The organism is Embleya scabrispora, from assembly GCF_002024165.1.
In the GTDB taxonomy this organism is placed as follows: domain Bacteria; phylum Actinomycetota; class Actinomycetes; order Streptomycetales; family Streptomycetaceae; genus Embleya; species Embleya scabrispora_A.
This window is the reverse complement of sequence record NZ_MWQN01000001.1, coordinates 5488003-5508037: the sequence shown is the minus strand read 5'-3', so window position 1 is coordinate 5508037 and position 20035 is coordinate 5488003. Positions and strand designations below refer to the sequence as shown.

16 protein-coding genes are annotated in these 20035 nt (G+C 71.7%); 9 read left to right on the top strand and 7 right to left on the bottom strand.

The genetic code is table 11. The features are described from left to right. Nucleotides 1-645: 645 nt before the first annotated feature. From B4N89_RS24290 to pssA, 3 genes are all read left to right on the top strand, one after another. On the top strand, nucleotides 646-2346 hold the full coding sequence (locus B4N89_RS24290) for an N-acyl-D-amino-acid deacylase family protein (RefSeq protein WP_078977924.1): 1701 nt from the start codon (nucleotides 646-648) through the stop codon (nucleotides 2344-2346). 394 nt (nucleotides 2347-2740) lie between these two features. Then, complete coding sequence (locus tag B4N89_RS24285; protein ID WP_078977923.1) at nucleotides 2741-3403, top strand: phosphatidylserine decarboxylase; 663 nt, start codon at nucleotides 2741-2743, stop codon at nucleotides 3401-3403. After that, on the top strand, nucleotides 3390-4238 hold the full coding sequence (gene pssA, locus B4N89_RS24280) for a CDP-diacylglycerol--serine O-phosphatidyltransferase (RefSeq protein ID WP_078977922.1): 849 nt from the start codon (nucleotides 3390-3392) through the stop codon (nucleotides 4236-4238). The genes B4N89_RS24285 and pssA overlap by 14 nt, the downstream gene beginning before the upstream one ends. A gap of 125 nt (nucleotides 4239-4363) precedes the next feature. Here pssA and B4N89_RS24275 read toward each other — a convergent pair whose 3' ends face one another. After that, nucleotides 4364-6619 (bottom strand): ATP-dependent RecD-like DNA helicase, encoded by a 2256-nt coding sequence (locus B4N89_RS24275; protein ID WP_078977921.1) that lies wholly within the window; start codon nucleotides 6617-6619, stop codon nucleotides 4364-4366. A 170-nt stretch (nucleotides 6620-6789) separates the two neighbouring features. Between B4N89_RS24275 and B4N89_RS24270 the strand changes: the two genes are divergently transcribed. The 3 genes from B4N89_RS24270 (at nucleotide 6790) to B4N89_RS24260 (ending at nucleotide 10083) form a co-directional block, all read left to right on the top strand. Continuing rightward, nucleotides 6790-7218, top strand: coding sequence for a type II toxin-antitoxin system Rv0910 family toxin (locus tag B4N89_RS24270; RefSeq protein ID WP_160161847.1), 429 nt, complete (start codon nucleotides 6790-6792; stop codon nucleotides 7216-7218). 163 nt (nucleotides 7219-7381) lie between these two features. Further along, nucleotides 7382-8719, top strand: a complete 1338-nt coding sequence (locus tag B4N89_RS24265) for a M16 family metallopeptidase (protein WP_235618758.1) — start codon at nucleotides 7382-7384, stop codon at nucleotides 8717-8719. Next, nucleotides 8716-10083, top strand: a complete 1368-nt coding sequence (locus B4N89_RS24260) for a M16 family metallopeptidase (RefSeq protein ID WP_078977919.1) — start codon at nucleotides 8716-8718, stop codon at nucleotides 10081-10083. The genes B4N89_RS24265 and B4N89_RS24260 overlap by 4 nt, the downstream gene beginning before the upstream one ends. 34 nt (nucleotides 10084-10117) lie before the next feature. Here B4N89_RS24260 and B4N89_RS24255 read toward each other — a convergent pair whose 3' ends face one another. Both B4N89_RS24255 and B4N89_RS24250 read right to left on the bottom strand, forming a co-directional pair. Next, nucleotides 10118-10792 (bottom strand): hypothetical protein, encoded by a 675-nt coding sequence (locus B4N89_RS24255; protein ID WP_078977918.1) that lies wholly within the window; start codon nucleotides 10790-10792, stop codon nucleotides 10118-10120. Nucleotides 10793-10869: 77 nt separating this feature from the next. Continuing rightward, complete coding sequence (locus tag B4N89_RS24250) at nucleotides 10870-11283, bottom strand: ankyrin repeat domain-containing protein (RefSeq protein WP_078979591.1); 414 nt, start codon at nucleotides 11281-11283, stop codon at nucleotides 10870-10872. Nucleotides 11284-11451: 168 nt separating this feature from the next. Here B4N89_RS24250 and B4N89_RS24245 point away from each other — a divergent pair, with 168 nt between their 5' ends. Then, nucleotides 11452-12297 carry an arylamine N-acetyltransferase family protein gene (locus tag B4N89_RS24245; protein ID WP_078977917.1) on the top strand — a complete coding sequence of 282 codons (846 nt, stop codon included), beginning with the start codon at nucleotides 11452-11454 and terminating at the stop codon, nucleotides 12295-12297. Nucleotides 12298-12300: 3 nt separating this feature from the next. After that, nucleotides 12301-12972 carry an O-methyltransferase gene (locus B4N89_RS24240; RefSeq protein ID WP_078977916.1) on the top strand — a complete coding sequence of 224 codons (672 nt, stop codon included), beginning with the start codon at nucleotides 12301-12303 and terminating at the stop codon, nucleotides 12970-12972. Between the two features lie 109 nt (nucleotides 12973-13081). Here the strand turns inward: B4N89_RS24240 and B4N89_RS24235 are convergent, their stop codons facing one another. Together B4N89_RS24235 and B4N89_RS24230 are read right to left on the bottom strand one after the other, a co-directional pair. Continuing rightward, nucleotides 13082-15895: a DUF6493 family protein gene (locus tag B4N89_RS24235; protein WP_078977915.1), complete on the bottom strand. Its 2814-nt coding sequence runs from the start codon at nucleotides 15893-15895 to the stop codon at nucleotides 13082-13084. Beyond that, the gene (locus tag B4N89_RS24230; protein ID WP_078977914.1) at nucleotides 15892-17322 is read right to left on the bottom strand and encodes an SWIM zinc finger family protein; all 1431 of its coding nucleotides are present in this window, start codon (nucleotides 17320-17322) and stop codon (nucleotides 15892-15894) included. The genes B4N89_RS24235 and B4N89_RS24230 overlap by 4 nt, the downstream gene beginning before the upstream one ends. A gap of 500 nt (nucleotides 17323-17822) precedes the next feature. Here B4N89_RS24230 and B4N89_RS24225 point away from each other — a divergent pair, with 500 nt between their 5' ends. Then, nucleotides 17823-18689: a helix-turn-helix domain-containing protein gene (locus B4N89_RS24225; protein WP_078977913.1), complete on the top strand. Its 867-nt coding sequence runs from the start codon at nucleotides 17823-17825 to the stop codon at nucleotides 18687-18689. Nucleotides 18690-18738: 49 nt separating this feature from the next. On the opposite strand, the gene B4N89_RS24220 is transcribed toward B4N89_RS24225, so the two are convergent. Then, nucleotides 18739-18975: a DUF397 domain-containing protein gene (locus tag B4N89_RS24220; protein WP_020554482.1), complete on the bottom strand. Its 237-nt coding sequence runs from the start codon at nucleotides 18973-18975 to the stop codon at nucleotides 18739-18741. A gap of 437 nt (nucleotides 18976-19412) precedes the next feature. Next, the gene (locus B4N89_RS24215) at nucleotides 19413-19868 is read right to left on the bottom strand and encodes an ATP-binding protein (RefSeq protein ID WP_235618757.1); all 456 of its coding nucleotides are present in this window, start codon (nucleotides 19866-19868) and stop codon (nucleotides 19413-19415) included. Between the last annotated feature and the right edge of the window lie 167 nt (nucleotides 19869-20035).

Below are 20035 nucleotides of genomic sequence, written 5' to 3'. Positions count from 1 at the left end.
GGAGGACCCAACCCGGCCGCCCTCCCTGCCCCCCGTTGCCAGCCGGTTTTCGCCGACCAACACACCCGTCTCGTCGAGAGCCCTCCGTCTCGGAGCCCCGAGCGCCGGCGGCGGCCGACCTCTGTCACCGGACAAACCCCGCACCGGCCACCCGCAACCACAAGCGCAACGCCCGCCGAAAGCCACCAGACCCACTCGGGAAAGCCCCCCCGGAGGACCCAACCCGGCCGCCCTCCCTGCCCCCCGTTGCCAGCCGGTTTTCGCCGACCAACACACCCGTCTCGTCGGGAGCCCTCCGTCTCGGAGCCCCGAGCGCCGGCGGCGGCCGGCCCCTGGCGCCGGACAAACCCCGCACCGGCCACCCGCAACCCAAGGCGCAACGCCCGCCGCAAGCGCCCGACCCCCTCGAAGGCCACGCGGAGGACCCGACCCGGCCGCCCTCCTCCCGCCCCGTCACCCCGCTCCGTCCCGCTCCGCCCCTCTCCCGCGCCAACCGCTCACCCCCCTTGAATAGTTCACCAGGTTAAGTTACAACACGTAACGTAAATCCAGCCGGAAGCTGCCAGCCGTACCCGCCCCCCGGCAGGTCCGGCACCGGCGATCACCAGTGATCACCAGCAATCACCAGTAATAGGGAGAAGCCCCATGGCCGATCTGCTAGTACGTGGAGGCACCGTCGTCGACGGGACCGGAGCGCCCCCCACCCCCGCCGACGTGCGGATCAGGGGTGGCGTGATCGTGGAGGTCGGGCCCGGGCTCGCGCCGGCCGGGGGCGCCGAGCGCGTCGTGGAGGCGGGCGGGGCCTACGTCGCGCCCGGGTTCATCGAGGCGCACACGCACGTCGACGGGGCCATGTGGTGGAACCCGGATCTGGATCCGTTGCCCGCCTACGGCACCACCACCGTCGTGTTCGGCAACTGTGGGATGTCGGTGGCGCCGTTGCGGGAGAGTGCGCGTGGGCCCGTGCTCGATCTGTTCTGCTTTCTGGAGGACCTCCCCCTCTCCGCCTTCCAGGACAAGGTGCCGTGGACGTGGGAGCGCTGGCCGGAGTACCGCCGCGCGGTCGAGGGTCAGGCCGTCTCGGTCAACGTGGCCGGGTTCGTCGGGCACCTGACCCTGCGCACCACGGTGATGGGCGCGGAGGCGTCCTGGGGGCGCGCGGCGACCGGCGAGGAGATCGCCGAGATGGCCGCGCTGCTTGACGAGTCGTTGACTCATGGAGCTATCGGCTTGTCGACCAATGTCTTCGACAAGGACCGCTACCTCAAGCCCGTGCCCACCCGGCTCGCCGAGGACGCCGAGTTCGAGGCGCTGGCCGACGTGCTCGCCCGGCACCCCGGGGCCACCCTCCAACTGATCACCCGGTTCAACGAACCGGACAACATCGACGCCGACGTGGAGCGCTTCGCCCGCATCTGCAAGCCGCGCGGGATCCGGGCCCAGTGGACCGCCATCCCGTCCACCGTTCGCGAGGACTACCTGCGCGAACAGACCATCGCGCTGCACCGCAGGCTGCGCGCCGACGGGGTCGACTTCTGGCCCAACGTGCCGCATAAACCGCTGGAGCCGTTCTTCAACTTCGAGCGCGCGCTCACCTTCCAGCGGGTCGCCGCGTGGAACCACTGGATCAACGGTCCGGCCGAGACCAAGCTCGCCACCCTGGCCGATCCGCAGTGGCGGGCCCGGGCCCGCGAGGACTGGGACAACCGGGTCTCGTCGTCGACATCTCGACTGGATCGCCCCGAGTCGCTGATCCTGGCCATCTCGGAGACCGGGCACGGCCCGCTGGGCATCTCGCTCAAGGAGTACGCCGACCGGGAGGGGCTGCACATCTCCGACGCGCTGGCCACCTGGATCGGCCACAACGGGATCCTGTCCTGCCTGCGCGGCATCCCGGACGCGTTCGACGAGCCCGTCGTGGCCGGCCTGTTCGCCGAGCCGCACACGCTGACCAACATCAACGACTCCGGCGCGCACCTGCAACTGTTCTGCGGCTCCGGCGAGAACGTCTATCTGCTCACCCGCTACGTGCGCGACACCGGCCTGCTGAGCGTCGAGCAGGCGGTGCACAACCTCACCGGCAAGCTCGCCGGCTTCTTCGGCCTGGGCGACCGGGGCGTGATCGCCCCCGGCCTGGCCGGCGACCTCGTGGTGTTCGCGCTCGACGAGATCGAGGTGCGGCCGGAGGAGAAGCGCTACGACAACCCGGACGGCTCGTGGCGCTTCACGCGCGGACCGGCCGGGGTACGGGCCACCATCGTGCGCGGCGTGCCCACCGTGCTCGACGCCGAGCCCACCGGGGAGCGCCCGGGCACGATGGTCGGCCTTGTTTCGCCGCCCAACTGACGGAACGTCACATAACTCCCCTTACCCTTGGAACACGGCGGTGGGTCACCGACCCTCCGCCGTGTCACGGTTTCGTGACGATCCGGCCTGGCCTTCACCATGGGGCAGGCACCACAGGGACGCTACGGCCAACGTGATCGATGCCACGGACCGCGTACGGGGAGCGGGACCCGCGGCCTCTTCACAGCGGGCATGCGCGGAGGGCAACCTTGTGGATACGGGCAACCGGTTCCACGACCGAAAATGACTCGATCGGCGTCCGAATTACGCTGATTTGGGCAAAGTCGGTACGTCGTGAGCAATCACCGCCGGAAGCGCGATGGCCCTCCGTCTAGGTAGCATCCGCCGAGTGCCGCCCGTTACCGACGGGCACGCCCCCCGACAAAGGTTCTCGATGAGTGACGATTCCCCCTCGCCGGCTTCGGCGGGGTTCGTGCCGACGCAACGGCCGCGCCTGGCCAAGGGAGCTTCTCCCTGGCTGGTGCCGACGGCCGTGACCGGCGCGTTGACCGGTTTGGCCGCACTGCGCAACCGGCGCTGGGCCCTCGCGGCCGTGCCGACGCTGGCGCTCACCGGTGGCATGCTGTGGTTCTTCCGTGACCCGGAGCGCGTCATCGGCGACGGCGTGATCGCCTCGGCCGACGGCGTGGTCCAGAGCATCGACCCCTGGCCCGACGGCCGCACCCGGGTCGCGACGTTCATGAGCCCGTTGAACGTGCACGTGAACCGTGCGCCGCTCGACGGCGTCGTGAAGTCCGTGGAGCACAAGGCCGGCGGATTCGTTCCGGCGTTCAACAAGGAAAGCGAACACAACGAGCGCGTTGTGTGGATCTTCGACACCGCGATCGGCGACGTGGAGCTGGTGCAGATCGCCGGCACCGTCGCGCGGCGCATCGTGCCGTATCTGGAGCCGGGTACCGAGGTCGCCCGCGGCGACCGCATCGGCCTGATCCGGTTCGGCTCGCGCGTGGACGTGTACCTGCCGCCGGGCGTCGAGCCCGCGGTGACCGTGGGACAACGGACGACGGCGGGAGAGACACGTCTTGACCGGGACTGACTACGACGATACGGCCGACCTGGATGTCGCCGAGCTGAACATCCTGGGCACCCCGGTCGAGGACGATCCGCAGGCGTGCCTGTCCTCGCGGATCTCGGTCGCCGACGTGCTCACACTGGGCAACGCGGCGTGCGGGTTCATGGCGATCTACTTCCTCGCCTGCTCGGTGATGGCGCAGCGCGGCGGCGACGTCGGCGTCTCGGCCGAGCGCGGCATGGCGGCGGCCGTGGTGCTGATGCTGGTCGGCGCGTTGTGCGACCTGTGTGACGGCATGGTCGCCCGCAAGCTGCGGATGTCCTCGCTCGGCGCGCAGCTGGACAACCTCGCGGACGTGATCACCTTCGGTGTCGCGCCGGCGTTCTTCGTGGTCACCTGGGCCGCCGTGCCGGTGAACGCGGGTCAGGCGCCGGCCGCGGTACTGGTGGCGCTGTCGGTGCTGATCGCCGGTGTCCTGCGGCTGGCCAGATTCGCGACCACGCCGGGGCGTCCAGGGGTATTCCAGGGCATGCCCATCCCGATGGGCGCGATGACGGTCGTCTCGATCGTGCTGCTCGACCTGCCGTTCACGCCGGCCGCGGTGCTGATCGTGGCCGTGTCCGGGCTGATGGTCAGTCGGATCGAGTACCCCAAGCCCCAGGGCAACATGGCGATCCTGGTCATGGCCGGGATCGGGCTGAGCATGAGCTGCCTGATCGCCTGGGCGGCCGACGCGCCCGGCAGCGAATGGATGCTCAACATGGGCGCGACCACCCAGGTCACCCTGGCCCTGCTCGTGCCCGCGATGGCGATGGCCCGCAAGGGCGTGGAGCGCATCGGCCTGCGGATGATCCGCTAGCCGGCACCCCGCGCCACCGCTTCGGACGCCGTCACCCCTCGGGGTGGCGGCGTCCGGCGTTTCCGGGCCCGGAGCCGGCCCACGCGGGGCCGGATCACGCGCGGCCCGACCGCCCCGGCCCACCCCTAGCGCAGCCGGTGCGCCAGCCCCGTGAACCGCTTGCCCGCCGACACCGTGCGCACCGCCTGGCCGAGCGCGCGCCGCGAGCCGACCAGCACCACCAGGCGCTTGGCGCGGGTGATCGCGGTGTAGAGCAGATTGCGCTGGAGCATCATCCAGGCACCCGTGGTCACCGGCACCACCACCGCCGGATACTCGCTGCCCTGGGAGCGGTGGATGGTCACCGCGTACGCGTGCGACAGCTCGTCGAGTTCGGCGAAGTCGTAGTCGACCTCCTCGTCCTCCTCCGTGCGCACCACGAGCTTCTGCTCCTCGGGGGACAGCGCGACGACCACCCCGCCGGTGCCGTTGAAGACACCGTTGGCGCCTTTGTCGTAGTTGTTGCGGATCTGGGTGACCTTGTCACCGACCCGGAAGACGCGCCCGCCGAACCGCTTCTCCGGCAGGCCCTCGCGCGAGGGGGTGAGCGCCTGCTGAAGCAGCAGGTTGAGCGCGCCGGCGCCGGCGGGGCCGCGGTGCATGGGAGCGAGCACCTGGATGTCGCGGCGCGGGTCCAGACCGAACTTGCGCGGGATGCGCCGGGCGACCACGTCCACGGTCAACGTGGCCGCGTCCTCGGTCTCCTCCGCCGGGAACAGGAAGAAGTCGTTCAGCCCGTCGGTGACCGGCGGGCGGCCGGCGTTGATCCGGTGTGCGTTGGTCACCACGCCCGACTGCTGGGCCTGGCGGAAGATCTGGGTCAACCGCACCCGGGGCACCCGTTCGGCCGCGAGCAGGTCGCGCAGCACCTCGCCGGCGCCGACGCTGGGCAACTGGTCCACGTCGCCGACGAACAACACGTGCGCGCCCGCCGGTATCGCCTTGATCAGCTTGTTGGCGAGCAGCAGGTCCAGCATGGACGCCTCGTCGACCACCACGAGGTCGGCGTCGAGCGGCTTGTCCTGGTCGTAGGCCGCGTTGCCGCCGGGCTGGAGCTGCAACAGCCGGTGCACGGTGGCCGCTTCGCACCCGGTCAGCTCGGCCAGCCGCTTGGCGGCCCGGCCGGTGGGCGCGGCCAGGATCACCTTCGCGTCGCGCGCGCGGGCCAGTTCGACCACGGATCGCACCGTGAAGCTCTTGCCACAGCCCGGGCCGCCGGTGAGCACCGCGACCTTGCTGGTCAGCGCGAGCCGTACGGCCTGCTCCTGCTCGGGTGCCAGCGCCGTGCCGGTGCGGCCGCGCAGCCAGCTCAGCGCCCGGGTCCAGTCCAGGTCGGCGAACGCGGCCAGCCGGTCCTCGCGCGCGCCCAGCAGCGCGCGCACCCGCCCGGCGAGGGAGAGTTCGGCGCGGTGGAACGGCACCAGGTAGACCGCCTGCACCGGATCGCCCTGCGTCCCGGACACGGTGACCGGGCCGGGCAGTTCCTCGCAGACCACGCCCTCCTCCGCGATCAGGTCGTTCAGGCAGCGCACCACGAGGTCGGAGGGCACGTCGAGGATCTTCACCGCCGCGTCGACCAGGACGTCGGCGGGCAGGTAGCAGTGGCCGCTGTCGGAGCCCTCGGACAGCGTGTATTGCAGGCCGGCCTTGATCCGCTGCGGCGCGTCGTGCGGTATCCCGACCGCCTTGGCGATCGCGTCGGCGGTCTTGAAGCCGATCCCCCACACGTCGGCGGCGAGCCGGTAGGGCTCGGTGCGCACCACGGTGATCGACGCGTCGCCGTACTCCTTGAAGATCCGCACCGCCGGAGAGGTGGAGATCCCGATGCCCTGGAGGAAGACCATCACCTCCTTGATCGCCTTCTGCTCCTCCCACGCGGCGGCGATCAGCTTGGTGCGCTTGGGACCCAGACCCGGGACCTGGATGAGCTGCGTGGCGTCCTCGTCGATCACATCGAGCGAGCGCACCCCGAAGTGCTCGACGATCCGGTCGGCGGTCTTGGGGCCGATGCCCTTGATCAGCCCGGAGCCGAGGTAGCGGCGGATGCCCTGCACGGTGGCCGGCAGCACGGTGCTGAACGATTCGACCTGGAATTGTTTGCCGAACTGCGGATGGCTGCCCCACCGGCCGCGCATCCGAATCGACTCGCCGGGCTGCGCGCCGAGCAGCGCGCCGACCACGGTGAGCAGTTCGGTGCCGCTGCGGCCGGTGTCCACCCGGGCGACGGTCCAGCCGTTCTCGTCGTTTTGGTACGTGATCCGCTCCAGCACGGCTTCGAGGACGGCCCCTCCCCCGGCCCCGGTTTCCGGGCCGGGCGGTATCCCCGGCAGCGTGCTCGTCATGCCGCCCGAGCGTAGTCAACGCGGGCGACACGCTAACTAGAACACGTTCTCTTTTTACTCCTCGACACCATTGACTGTGTCACATATCGGCGGTACGTTCCGTGCACTCCATGCTCCGAGCCGCAAGCTCTCCGCAGATCGAAACAGATCGAAACCGTGAGGACACACGCATGCCCGTCATCAACGAGCAGGTCGAGGTCGCTGCCAGTCCCGAGGCCGTGTGGGCGAAGCTGACCGACTACAGCGTCTTCGGCGAATGGATGGTCCCGCACGTCGAGTTCCCGAACGGCGCCCCGGAGAAGCTCGAAGCCGGCGTGGCGTACGACGAGAAGATGAAGCTGATGGGCTTCCCGGCGGACATCAAGTGGACGATCAAGGACGTCGAGGCGGGCAAGTCCCTCGCCCTCGACGGCAAGGGCCCGATGGGCGTGATCATGACCGAGATCTTCATCGTCGAGGCGTCCGGCGACGGTTCGATCCTGCGAATCGAGTCCGAGGTCAAGGGCGGCGCGGTACAGATGATGGCCGGCAAGGTCACCAAGGCCACCCAGGAGGCGCTGATCGAGTCGCTGGCCAAGTTCGCCGCGCTCGTCAAGTAACTCCCCGGCACGGCACGCACGACGACCACGCACGACGACCACCCGCCCAGGGCACGCGCCCGGGCGGGTGGTCGTCGTGCGTTCGGGGTCGCGCCCGCCGACCGTGCCCGCCTGGAACAATGGCGGTTCGTCGTCGATCGCCGCACTCCCGGAGGAGCCTGACGTGCCGTCAACTTCCGCCCACTTCCCGTGGGCCCTGCACCGGACCAGGCTCGCCAACGGTCTGCGTGTGGTGGTCTGCCCCGACACCACGGTGCCGCTCGCCGCGGTCAACCTCTGGTACGACGTGGGTTCGCGGCACGAGGTCGAGGGCAAGCACGGCTTCGCCCACCTCTTCGAGCACCTGATGTTCGAGGGCTCCGCGCACGTCGACAAGGGCGGGCACTTCGCCGCCGTCGAGGGCTGCGGCGGCGACGGGATCAACGCCTCGACCAACCCGGACCGGACCAACTACTACCAGACGGTGCCCTCGGGCCGGCTCGACCTCGCGCTGTGGCTGGAGGCCGACCGGATGGGCTCGCTCGCGCTGACCCAGGAGACCCTGGACAACCAGCGCGAGGTGGTCAAGAACGAGCGCCGGCAGCGCTACGACAACGTGCCGTACGGGACCTGGAGCGAGGAGATGACAGCCCTGGCCTACCCGCCGGGCCACCCCTACGCGACGTCCACGATCGGTTCGATGGAGGAGTTGGACAGCGCCGAACTGGCCGACTTCACCGCCTTCCACGAGACCTACTACGCGCCGGACAACGCGGTGCTGACCGTGGTCGGCGACGTCGACCCGGACCGCGTGGTCGCACTCGCCGAGCGCTACTTCGGCGGGATCGCCCCGCGCGGCTCCTTCCCGCAGCCCTGCCCCGACCCGCTGCCCGCCCGCTTCGGCGCCGGGCGGCACGTGACGGTGTACCGGGACGTGCCCACGCCGCGCCTGTTCCTGTGCCACCGGGCGCCGCGCTTCGGCACCCCGGACGGGCCCGCCTCGACCGTGCTCGCCGCGGTCGTCGGACGCGGCCGGGGCAGCCGGCTGTACCGCGAGTTGGTCACCGCCCGCAATCTGGCCCAGTCCAGCGGCGCGTTCCTGTCCGCGTGGGGCTACCTCAACCACGAGTCGGTCCTGATGGGCTCGTGCGCGCCGAGCGAGGGCACCGGACCCGGCGAACTCCTCGACGCCTATGTCGCGGTGTGCGACCGGGTGGCGGACGAGGGGGTGACCGAGGCCGAACTCGACCGGGTGCGGGCGATGCTCGCCGGCGACTGGCTGCGCGAGTTGTCCACCGCCGGCGGCCGGGCCGACGCGATCGGCCGCTTCACCACCCGCTTCGGCGACGCCGAGTCGATCCGCGACCACCTCGACCACCTGCTCGCGGTCACCGCCGACGACGTGCACCGCGTCGCCCGCCAGATCCTGCACGCGGACAACCGCATCGTGCTGGAGTTCCTGCCCGAGGCCGCCCAGGCGGGCGCCGGGATCGACACGGACGAGCCGGAGGCCGCCGCATGAGCGCACACGTCGGGACCCGACACACCCTGGTCGCCGAGCGGCCCACCGGCTCCGAGCCGCGCCCGTACCGCTTCCCCGAGGTGCGCCGGGTCACCGTGGCCGGCGGCGAGGTGGTCGGCGCGCACCTGCCCGGACACCGCCTGGCCTGGGCCAAGTCGGTCATGGAAAGCGGCGCGCTGCACGAACCGGTCGGCCTGGACGGCCTGGCCCGGATCACCTGCTCACTGCTCGACGAGGGCAGCCTCGATCGCGACGCCGACGCGTTCGGCGTGGCCGTCGAGGCCCTCGGCGCGCAGTGGCGGATCGCCTGCGGGTGGGAGACCCAGGAGGTGGGCCTCGACCTGCCCGCCGACCGGCTCACCGCGGGCCTGGACCTGGTCGCCGAGGCGATCCGCCGCCCGGCCTTCACCGACGCCGACGTCGAGCGTTTCCTCGCCGACCACGTGCGCTCCCTGAAGACCGCCTGGGCGCAGCCCGGCACCCGCGCCCAACTCGCCTTCCGACAGGCCCTGTTCGGGCCGGCTCACCGGCTCGGCGGGGTACTCGGCGGCACCCCGGACACCGCCGCCGCGCTGACCGCGGACGCGATCCGGGCCTTCCACGCGGACCGGATGACCGCGCCCGGCACCCTGGCCGTGGTCGGCGACCTGGACACGATCGACCTCGAGGCGCTGGGCACGATCGTCTTCGCGGGCGCGACCGGCACCGGCCGGCCCGCCGAACTCGCCGAGTTCACCGGCGCGCCCTCGACCCGGCAGGCGATCGTGGTGGACCGGCCGGGCGCGGTGCAGTCCGTGTTGCGGATCGGGCACACCGCGGCGCCGCGCTCGACCCCGGACCTGATCGCCGTCGAGTTGTGCGCCGAGGTGCTGGGCGGCAGCTTCGGCTCGCGGCTCAACCACCTGCTGCGCGAGGTCAAGGGCTACACCTACGGCGCGCACGCGAGCTTCGGCCACGGCCGCCGTTCGGGCGCGTTCACGATGTCCGCGGCGGTGCACACCGAGGTCACCGCCGCGGCGGTGGAAGACACGATCGCCGAGATCCGCCGGATGCACTCCGACGGGGTCACCGCCGACGAACTCGCCGCGACCCGTGCCCACGCGCTGGGCAGCATGCCGATCAACCTGCAGACGCCGGGCGGCATCGGCGGCAGGTTGATCGAGGCGATCGTGCACGGCCTTCCGGACGATCACGTGACGCGTGAGTACGCGGAGATCGGGTCCACCGACCTGGCCGCGGTCTCTCGTGCGGCGGCGATCCATCTGCGGCCCGACGAACTGGCCGTCGTGGTCGAGGGCGACGCGTCGCGGGTGGTTCCGGATCTGGAGGCGGCCGGGTTCGAGGTGGTGCGCTCCGAGGTGTGACGCCGACTTCGGGGGCTTGGGCCCGGCCGCTCGGTCAAGCGGGGGCGTCGGCCAGATACACCTGGCGGTAGCCGCTCCATACCGCCGGGCCCAGGTCCTGCGGTACGTGCGGGGGCAGCGGCCACATCGGGCCGCTCACCTCGCACAGCAGCACGTGCAGGCCGTTGCCCGCGTCGAACCAGCGCAGGCCCACCGCGCCCGGTGAGCGCAGGAGTTCGGCCACCGCCTCCTCGTGCAACCAGCGACCCATCGCCGTGCCGGACCCGTGCGCGGTCAGGTGCAGCACCTTGTCGCCGGCCGGGAACAGCCGGCTCGCCGACACGTTCGGCCAGCGCCGCACCTCGCGGCAGTCCAGCCGGGACGAGGTGATCGCGCCGATCAGTTCCGGCGGCAGCGGGGTGCGGGCGGCGTCGTGCACGTCGTCGCCCGCGGCGGGGAGCACACCCACGTGCTTGAGGTCGTACACGGTCAGGTACCGCGCGGCCGGCGGCCCGACCTCGGCCTCACCGTTGGTGAACGCGCCGCACAGCACGAAGCGGCGGGCGCGCCGAAAGCCGGGCACCTTGAGCAGGTCGTCGTGGTGTCGATCGCACCAGGGGGAAAACGTGCCGTCCAGGGCCTCGGGCAGATCCGATCTCAGGTGCAGCAGCCCCGCGCCCGTGGGGAATCCGTCCAGGTCGAGTCGCGGTATCGCGGCTTGGTCGGACATCGTGTGCGCCTCCCCCGACTCCCTCACGCCCGGCTGTCCCTGGCGCGAGCGGGAACTGACGGAGGGTCATGGTTTTGTTACCCACCGGTCGCCGAAAGCATGTCCTCCTTGCCGAACATCCGCGCGGTCTCGCGCGCGCTCGGCGTGCCCGCGTCGGGGTCGGCGCCGGCCGCCAACAACGCCGCCGCCACCTCCGGCTCGTTCTTGAACACCGCGCCCGCGAGCGGCGTCTGACCGCGGTCGTTGGCCCGGTCCGGATCCGCGCCGCGCGCCAGCAACGCCCTTACCGCGTCGGCGTGTCCGTGGTACGCGGCGAGCATCACCAGCGTGTCGCCCCGGTCGTTGGCCAGGTTCGCCGGCAGCCCGCCGTCCAGGTAGGTACCCAGCGTCTCGGCGTCGCCGACCCGAGCGGCCTCGAACATGCGCCCGGCCAACTCCTCGACGGCGCGCTCGTCCGCCGCCGACGGCGACTCCGGCTGCTGCTCGCTCATGACGACCTCCGTGCACGTGAGGGCCCGCACGGCGCGGGCCGGGGCGCTGTGCGACCCGATCCGAACCTATCGGGTGGCACGCCGCGCGAGCCGTGCCACCCGCGCGGACACGCGTGTGAGAATCGGTCCACGCCCGGACCCGGGCGCCGGATCCGAAGGAGACGGCTCTTGCGCCGACAGCGCCATCAGCACCATCCGGACCTCGACGCCTACTTCGCCCGGATCGGCTGGTCCGGTGAGCGGGCGCCCACGTGGGCGACGCTGCGTTCGCTGCACCTGGCGCACGTCGTCGGCATCCCGTTCGAGAACGTCGAGGTCGTCCTGGGCGGCGTGCCCTCGCTGGAGCCGGCCGACCTGGAGGACAAGCTGGTCCGGCAGGGCCGCGGCGGCTACTGCTTCGAGCACAACCTGCTGTTCGCGGGCGTGTTGGAGGCGCTGGGCTTCGGGGTGACCCGGCTGGCCGCGCGGGTGCGGATGGGCTCCGACGCGATCCGCCCGCTGACCCACATACTGCTCGCGGTCGAGGTGCCCGGCGAGGCGCACCCCTACATCGCCGACGTCGGCTTCGGCAGCGGCGGCCTGTTGGAGCCGCTGCCGCTGCTGCCGGGGGTGTCCAGCCCGCAGGGCGCGTGGCGCTACCGGCTGGTGCGCGAGGACGACCGGTGGCTGCTGCAGACCGTGTACGGCGACGACGGGTGGTTCACCGTCTACGAGTTCACGCTCCAGCGCCGGGAGTTGGTCGACTACGAGGTGGCGAACTGGTACGTCGCCACCCATCCCGGCTCCCCGTTCCGGCACACCCTGCGGGTGCAGCGCAGCGGCCCGCACGAGCGCGCCTACGTGGTGGGCCGACTGCTGACCGTGGTGCGCAGCGACGGCTCCACCGAGGAGCGCCGGCTCGCCGACGATCACGAGGTGTTGCGGCTCCTGGTCCGCGACTTCGGGCTGCTGCTGCCCTGGGACACGGCCTTCCCCGAACCGCCCGAGCGCCCGGAACGACCCGAGGAGAATTGACCGATGTCCTTCGACAAGCAGGTGCGCGTCACCCCGGAGCTGTACGACTACGTCCTGGACCACTCGCTCGCGCCCGACCCGGCGCAGCGCACGGTGATCGAACGCACCAGAGGCATGGGCGGGTTGGCCGGGCTCCAGGTGCCCGCCGAGCAGGGCGCGCTGTTGACGCTGCTCTCCGGTGTGGTCCGGCCGCGGGTCGCGGTCGAGGTCGGCACCTTCACCGGATACTCGGCGCTGTGCATCGCCAAGGGGCTGGCCGCGGACGGCCGGTTGTTGTGTTGCGACGTGTCCGAGGAATGGACCGACATCGCCCGCGAGACGTGGCGGGAGGCGGGCGTGGCCGATCGCATCGACCTGCGGATCGCGCCGGCCCTGGAGACGCTGGACGCGCTGCCCTCGCATCCGCACATCGATCTGGCGTTCATCGACGCGAACAAGGACGGCTACATCTCCTACTGGGAGGCGCTGGTCCCGAGGATGCGGCCGAACGGTCTGTTGATCGCGGACAACGTGCTCTACGGCGGGCAGGTGCTGAAGCCGGACGGCGACCCGACGCCGGCCGCGGTGCACGCGTTCAACGAGCATGTGAAGGCCGACCGTCGGGTGGAGCCGGTGATGCTCCCGGTCGCCGACGGGATCACCCTGGCGCGGGTGAGGGCACTCGACGAGGACTGACCCGTCCCGCGCGCACGCCGAGCACCGGGCCGGCGGGCCGAGGCCGCGGTGCCGGACGGGTCGATCCCGACTCGTCCGGCACTGCGGCCTCGACCCTGCCCGGCCCGGCTCAGCCGGTCTCGCCGCCGAGCACCTTGCGCAGCCGGCGCGCCTCCACCACCGCCCGGGACGAGCCCTTGCGGTCGGCGAGTTCGGTCAGGCCGGGGATGGACACCCCGCGCGCGCCCGAACCGGCCGCGGTCTCCGCGGCGAGCGCGAGCACGTCGCCGAGCCCGGTGGCCTTGGTCCCGGCCAGCAGATCCGGCAGGAAGCCGCTCAGCGTGCCCCAGACGGTGCCCGTCGCCCCCGCCCGGGCCGCGTCGCGCAGCGAGGCGACCACGCGGGTGGTCTTGAGGCCGCGGACGCGCACCGCCTCGCCCAGATCGCGGCCCAGCGCCTCGGTGTCCCACGCGTCGTCCCGGGCGCTCAGCGTCACGAACGCGTCCACCGCGCCGGTGCGGTCCTCGGCGGCCTGCGCGCCCAGCGCGTAGGCCATCGCCAACGACATTCCCGGCCCCAGCGGACCGAACGACTCGGCCAGCGCCGGCAGCACCTCGGCACCGCGACTCGTGCCGTCGATGCCGCGTTGGGTACAGATCGCCAGGTGCGCCGCGATCACGTCCCGGTCCCGGGGCAGCAGCAGCGGCCAGCAGTGCAGGTCCGGCCCGGCGTCCTCGGACCAGGCCGCGGTGCGCGCGGCGGCACCCGGGTCGGCCTGGCCGTACAGCGCCCGCGCGGTCTCCGGCACGGTGTCCGGGTCGCCGGGGGCGACCGTGGCCAGGGGCCCGTCACTGTGCACCCAGCCGCCCTTCGGGGCGGAGTACGTGCGGTGGATCCGTTCGAATCGGCCGCGCCCGACGAGCCCGGAGGCCGGGCCGCCGGCCACCATCGTCCGGGCCAACCGCCGGCCCGCCGGCGAGGTGAGCCGGCCGGCCCGGGCGATCAGCGCGGGGTCGAGGTCGAACGGCAGCCGCAGCAGCGCCTGGTCGACGTCGCGCCGCCAGGGACTGTGCCCGGACGCCTCCCACGTCTCCAGGCCGGTCACCAGCGCCTCGGGGTCCACGAAGCCGTTCGCGTCGGCGATCTCGGCCAGGTAGGGGCCGGAGTGCGGCACCCGCAACCGGGTGCCGACCTCGTACAGCCGGGCGAGCAGGAAACGTTGCGGCGGGGCGATCCGCTCGATGTCGCGCTTCTCGCCGGGGATCAGGTCGTGCTCGGCCGCGTCGCCCTTGCCGAACAGGCTGCGGAACCAGCTCTGTCGGCCGCCGTGACCGGTGGCGGCGGCCACCATGGCGCCGACCGCGCCCCGGACCTGACGGGCGAACCACTGCTGGTGGACGATGTGCCCGTGCTGCTCGGTGAGCGGGAGCAGCGCGGCGTGCAACGCCTCGCGGTCGCGGGCGTGTTCGCGCAGCAGGGCGGCCACGATCCGCTCCACCGCGAGCGGATCGGTCGCCTGGCCGCGCGGGTCGACCCACGGGTTGGGGGTGCTTCCGAAGAACACCGCCAGCTCCTCGACCAGTTCGGCCATGGAGGAGATCGGCGGCGGCAACTCGCGCGGCGGCGGCGGGCCGAGCGGGACCACGAACTCGGGCTCGGGCGCGCCGCTTTCCCCGATCAGCGCGGCCGCCTCCGGGCGGATCGCGTCGCCGAGCATCGGCAGCGCGTCGCGCACCTCGGTGAGCACGAGGTCGACCTGGTCGGGCGGCAGCGTGCGCACGTGTTTGGCGATCAGCGCGACGGCGCGTTCCTGGAGGTCGCCGGCGGGTGAGCCGAACGTGGTGCAGGCGGTGGCGAGCAGGACGCCCGCGTGCGCCGGGTGCCGCTTGATCGCCGTGCCCAACCAGGTGAGTTGGGCACGTACCAGGGTCTTCTCGGCGCGGAAGAGCACACTGCGACTCGCGTCGGCGATCCGCTCCGGATCGAGCCGGTCCGCGCCGTCCACCCGGCGCAGCGCGGCCTGGGCGAGTGCGGCCACCGTGGAGGGCGCGTCGGGCAGCAGCCGCAGGTAGCCGTCGGCGCGGGCGGCGAGTTCGTCGTCGGTGGGCGCCAGCGCCTCGTGCAGGCGAATGAACCCGCGCAGTGCGCCGGGGCGTTCGCCGCGCAGGAGCCGGGACAGGCAGCCGTCCAGGAGCACGTCGCGCTCGATCGTCTTGGCGTCGGCGAGCGCGGCCAGCGCGGTGTCCCAGCCCGGCCGCACGGCGTTCGGCCCGCCGGTCGGGGTGTCCAGGCTCTGCCCGACCCCGGCGACCTCGAACAGGGCGGGCATCAGGTCCGGGAAGTAGCGGTCGGCGGCCAGGTGTTCGGCGAGCGGGCGCCCGGAGCCGCGCCACCGGCCGGCCACCTCGAACATCCAGCGCAGCACGAAGCCCGGCGTGGTCGGCGTGGGCAGCCCGGCGCCGCGCACCAGGGCGTCCACCACGTGCCACTGATTGCCCCAGGGGTCCAGCGGCAGCCGCGCGGCCATGCGGGTGGCGATGTCGGGGATCCAGGCCGGATCGCGCTCGGCGAGGATCGTGTATATCGCCTCCTGGCCGAACTTCTCGGGCCAGGTCATGTCCTCGCGCAGCAGCCACTGGGCGATGCCGGCGGGGCCGCCCAGGAGCGCGACGCCGACGTGGCGCAGCGGACGCAGCGGGCGTACCTCGAAGCCGCCGGTGCGGCGGGTGCGGACCGCGTCCTTGTAGGCGGGCAACAGCGCGCGGCGCTCGGCCTCGGTGCGGCCCGCGAACAGCGCGACGATCGGCGCGGGGTCGTCCATGTTCCGGCCCGGGTCGTCCACGACCGCGAGCACCCGCTCCCATGTCAGGGGCTCGCGCGCGGACTCGCCGCCCGTCGGGCCGGCGCCGGTGGACCGGGCGTCGGTCGATGTGGTGTCGGTCATCGGTTCGCCTCCTGGGCCTCGGTCGCGGTCGGGCCGCCGTTCGCGGTGCCGGGGATCGCGCCGCCGCCCGCGTCGGCCCCGGCCCGGCCGCGCACGATCTGCGTGGCGAGCAGATGTTTGCAGGGCCCGCGCCCGCCGCGATACTCGGCCCACCACTGACACGTGCAGCTGCCGTCACCGGCCAACCGCAGGCCGTAGGTACGGTCCCCGCTGCGCACCGAGGCATGTTCGCCGCCGCCGGTGAGCGTGACGGCACCGGCCGCGACCAGGGCGTGCGCGTCGCGCAGGCGCGGGTTCATCCGCTCCACGCTGCCGGTGTCGTAGGGCAGCTCGCGGTGGTAGTAGGCCGCCTCGGCGACGTCGTAGCCGATCCGGCCCGAGGTGCCCAGGCGCACCAGCGCGGCCCGCACCCGCTCGGTGTCCAGACCCGATCGGGCGGCCAACTCGCCGATTTCGACCCGGGGTTCCCAGGCCAGCAGGGCGGAGATCAGGTCCGCGTCGGCGCCGCTCGTGTGCGCCGCCAGGCCGGTGAGCACCGCGCCCTCGCCGGAGAAGCCGCGGGCCGGGTCCGGGGACAGGGTCAACGTCAGGCGCATGCCCGGCAGTTCGACCTCCCAGGCGGACGACACGGCCGTGCTGCGCGCCTGTACGGCGGGTCCGTATATACGGAGTGCGAGCGCGTGCCGCAGCAGCCTGGTGAGCGCCTGGAGGCGATCGGGCCCGGGCAGGCACACCGCGCCGGGCACGGGGCGGGCGGTCAGCCGCAGCGAGCGCCCGGCCGGGACGGCCCACAGCGCCTGCCGGGAGCCGCGCGGCAGCGCCCGCAGGAAGCGCACCGCCTCGCCGGCGCCGACCTCGGCGCGCAGGTCGAACCCGGCGGAGATCACCTGGACTTCGGCGAAGCCGCGCAGCCAGCGCTCGGGCAGCGGCACCTTCTTCTCCACCACCGGGCCGTCGAAGGTGGTGACGGTGACGTCGTCGGGGCCGACGGCCAGGTGCAGCGGGTCGGCGCCGCCGACCCGGGCCAGCGCCTCGCGCAGCGGCGCGTTGACGTCCACGTTGGTGGTGCCGGTGCCGAACATTTCGCCGTCGATGCCGGCCGGCAGCACGTCGAGGCGCGCGTGCACCCCGCAGCAGGCGGAGAACGACTCGAAGCGCAGCCGGTCCCCGTTGCCGGTGACCACCGGATCCAGCGAACCGGGCCGCATCGGCTGGTAGTAGCGCGCCGCCGCGACGTCGGCGACCGCGAGCAGGCCGCCGGCCGCCGCCTCGGGCGCGGTCAGGAAGCCGGAGAAGAAGCGCGGGAAGGGGGCCAGGCCGCGCGAGCCGAGCCCGCCGCAGGTCTGCAGGCCGAGGGAGGGGGAGCCGTCGACGGCGCCGAGCGCGGACGGCCGCAGATAGGTGAAGGAATGTACCGGGGAGGACATGTGAAGACCGTAGACAGCCCGTCCGACAGCGGGAATCGGATGTCGTCGGGGTCCTCTCGGGTGGTCTCTCGGGTGGTCTCGGCGCGGGCGCCGGAGTGCTTTCGTGCCGCCTTCGGCCACGAGTTCGGCCGAAAGGAAGCGGACCGCCTCACCCGAGTGCACGAGTGCGCCCACGTCACCCGCTCGGCCCAGGATGCGACGCGTGTCACCAAGCGCGCGCGTAGCGTGCGTATCGGGCCGTCGGTTCGTCGGAAACTTCCGGATTACCCGTCGGTAGAGGGGGATTCGCGGTGCCACGGCATCGATTAGGTGGTATCACCTGTGCGAGCATGGGCGGCTGGGGCTCGGAGCCCGAACATGACAAGCCGAGTGTGCGGCACATGGTCGATCCGGGTGGGTGGTGGCACATCGTCAAGAGAGTGCTGTTGTAACCATGATCCGAGGACGCGTGGCAACGCGCCGGCATACTATGCGCTGGTCCATTCAGCCGGAGGTAGCAGATGCCCGCAACGCAGCCGGGGAGCGGCTCGACGGTTCGCCGTATTCTCCTCGGTTCCCAGCTTCGCCGTCTGCGCGAAGCGAAGGGCATTACGCGGGAGGAGACCGGTTACGAGATCCGCGCCTCCGAATCGAAGATCAGCCGAATGGAACTGGGGCGCGTCAGCTTCAAGGAGCGAGACGTGGCTGATCTGCTGACCATGTACGGCGTGGGCGACGAGACCGAGCGGGCCGCCCTCCTGGGCCTCGCGGCGGAGGCGAACGCCCAGGGCTGGTGGCACAACTACAACGACATCCTGCCGAGTTGGTTCCAGGTCTACGTGGGCCTGGAGGAGGCCGCCTCGGTGATCCGCACCTACGAGGTGCAGTTCGTCCCCGGTCTGCTCCAGACCCCGGAGTACGCGCGGGCCGTGGTGATCGCCGGACAACCCTCGGCGTCGGCGGCCGAGGTCGACCGGCGCGTCGGTCTGCGGATGCAGCGCCAGTCGATCCTCTACCGCGACAAGCCGCCCAGACTCTGGGTGGTGCTGGACGAGGCGGCCCTGCGTCGCCCGATCGGCGGCCGGGACGTGATGCGCGATCAGGTCCGGCACCTGATCGAGATGGCCGCCCTGCCCAACGTGACGATTCAGATCATGCCGTTCAGGTTCGGCGCGCACGCGGCCGAGGGTGGTCCGTTCCTGCTGCTGCGCTTCCCGGAGAGCGACCTCCCCGACGTGGTCTACCTGGAGCAGCTCACCAGCGCGCTCTATCTGGACAAGCGGGACGAGGTGGACGCGTACACCGAGGTGATGGACCGGTTGAGCGTGGACGGTATGCCGCCGGACAAGAGCGTGGATCTGCTCCAGCGCATCCTGAAGGAGAACTGACCGACACCGTCGGGCACACCCACCCGGGTGGAGCGCCCCGGGCGGGTCGTCACGCCAGCAGGTTGTCGAAGTCCCCGTCCTTGACCCCGAGGATGAGCGCCTCGATCTCGGCGCGCGTATAGATCAGCGCCGGCCCGTCGGGGTGGCGCGAATTGCGGACCGCGACGTCGCCGTCCGGCAGCGCGGCCATTTCGACGCAATTTCCCTGCGAGTTGCTGCGGCGACTCTTCTGCCAGGTGACCCCGTCGAGCGCGGTCGCCGATACCCCGTTGTGCGTTGCCTGCATGACGCTTCTCCTGGACCTCTCGCCGAGCGACCCGACGGCGGTCGCCCGCCCCCCGGTTGCGGCACGTGTCGTTCCTTCGTCCCGGTCCGTCGCAATTTCTTCCAAAACCGGTCCGACTTACGCATGCACGTGCATCTGACCATGCATTTGCAGCGTACAACGGCGATGATAGCGCAGCCGGAGTTCACCCACACGTGAGGGCTCATGCATTCCTCAAGGTTTCAAAGGAAGCGTAAAAGCTGCTTAAGCCGCGCGGGACGAAACGGGCGTAAGAATGCAGAAAACCCGTCGACGGGATCGACGGGTAAACGCTTGGCGCCGGGTGACTCGGATACCGCCGCATTCGTTGCCGCCGGCGAATGTGAATTAAAACTCGCCGCTTCCCTGCAACACAATGCCGCCACGCAATGCGGTCCCCATATTGCGGAACGTGTGGATCAGCCGCGTATCTCGAACATGGCCCAGACGACCTTTCCGGTGCGTCGCCCCATACCGTTCAACGGGAACCAGCCCCAGGAATCACTGAAGCAGCCCACCAGGTACAGCCCGCGGCCCGACTCCTCGTCCTCGCCGCCGGCCTGGGCCTCGGGCAGACTCTCGCCCGGATCCTGCACCGCGCACATGACGCGTTCGCCCTTGCGCAGAAGCGCCAGTTGGATGTTGTGCGCGACATCCGTCGCGTCGTCGCGGCCCGCACCCAGACCGTGACACAGTGCGTTCGTGACGAGCTCGGACACGACCAGGGCGAGGTCGTCCTCGAGACATGCGGCGCCCCAGCCGGCGAGCACCGACTGCGTGAAGTCACGGGCGGCCTTGACCGACTCGCGGCGTGCGGCGAGGGCTTGTATCGCGATATCGGATGTTGGGCCCATATCCCCGGCCAGAGGCTCCATCCACTGAAACGTCGACGTCCGGAACCCTGCGGGACTCGCGACGGTCATCCGTGCCTCCGAGCGGGTACTGGTCCCCGGCCTGTTGGGAACGCCGCCAGAGGACTCGCCTCACAGAGCGTCCATGCACATGCGCGTGCACATGCACACACTTCATTATGAGGATGCCG

What these genes read in the sequence shown, in the direction of transcription:
- B4N89_RS24225 (WP_078977913.1), top strand. Translation starts at nt 17,823, where the DNA reads ATGCCCGCAACGCAGCCGGGGAGCGGCTCGACGGTTCGCCGTATTCTC.
- B4N89_RS24215 (WP_235618757.1), bottom strand. Translation starts at nt 19,868, where the DNA reads ATGGAGCCTCTGGCCGGGGATATGGGCCCAACATCCGATATCGCGATA.
- B4N89_RS24220 (WP_020554482.1), bottom strand. Translation starts at nt 18,975, where the DNA reads ATGCAGGCAACGCACAACGGGGTATCGGCGACCGCGCTCGACGGGGTC.
- B4N89_RS24230 (WP_078977914.1), bottom strand. Translation starts at nt 17,322, where the DNA reads ATGTCCTCCCCGGTACATTCCTTCACCTATCTGCGGCCGTCCGCGCTC.
- B4N89_RS24255 (WP_078977918.1), bottom strand. Translation starts at nt 10,792, where the DNA reads ATGTCCGACCAAGCCGCGATACCGCGACTCGACCTGGACGGATTCCCC.
- B4N89_RS24235 (WP_078977915.1), bottom strand. Translation starts at nt 15,895, where the DNA reads ATGACCGACACCACATCGACCGACGCCCGGTCCACCGGCGCCGGCCCG.
- B4N89_RS24260 (WP_078977919.1), top strand. Translation starts at nt 8,716, where the DNA reads ATGAGCGCACACGTCGGGACCCGACACACCCTGGTCGCCGAGCGGCCC.
- B4N89_RS24290 (WP_078977924.1), top strand. Translation starts at nt 646, where the DNA reads ATGGCCGATCTGCTAGTACGTGGAGGCACCGTCGTCGACGGGACCGGA.
- B4N89_RS24285 (WP_078977923.1), top strand. Translation starts at nt 2,741, where the DNA reads ATGAGTGACGATTCCCCCTCGCCGGCTTCGGCGGGGTTCGTGCCGACG.
- B4N89_RS24270 (WP_160161847.1), top strand. Translation starts at nt 6,790, where the DNA reads ATGCCCGTCATCAACGAGCAGGTCGAGGTCGCTGCCAGTCCCGAGGCC.
- B4N89_RS24250 (WP_078979591.1), bottom strand. Translation starts at nt 11,283, where the DNA reads ATGAGCGAGCAGCAGCCGGAGTCGCCGTCGGCGGCGGACGAGCGCGCC.
- B4N89_RS24240 (WP_078977916.1), top strand. Translation starts at nt 12,301, where the DNA reads ATGTCCTTCGACAAGCAGGTGCGCGTCACCCCGGAGCTGTACGACTAC.
- B4N89_RS24275 (WP_078977921.1), bottom strand. Translation starts at nt 6,619, where the DNA reads ATGACGAGCACGCTGCCGGGGATACCGCCCGGCCCGGAAACCGGGGCC.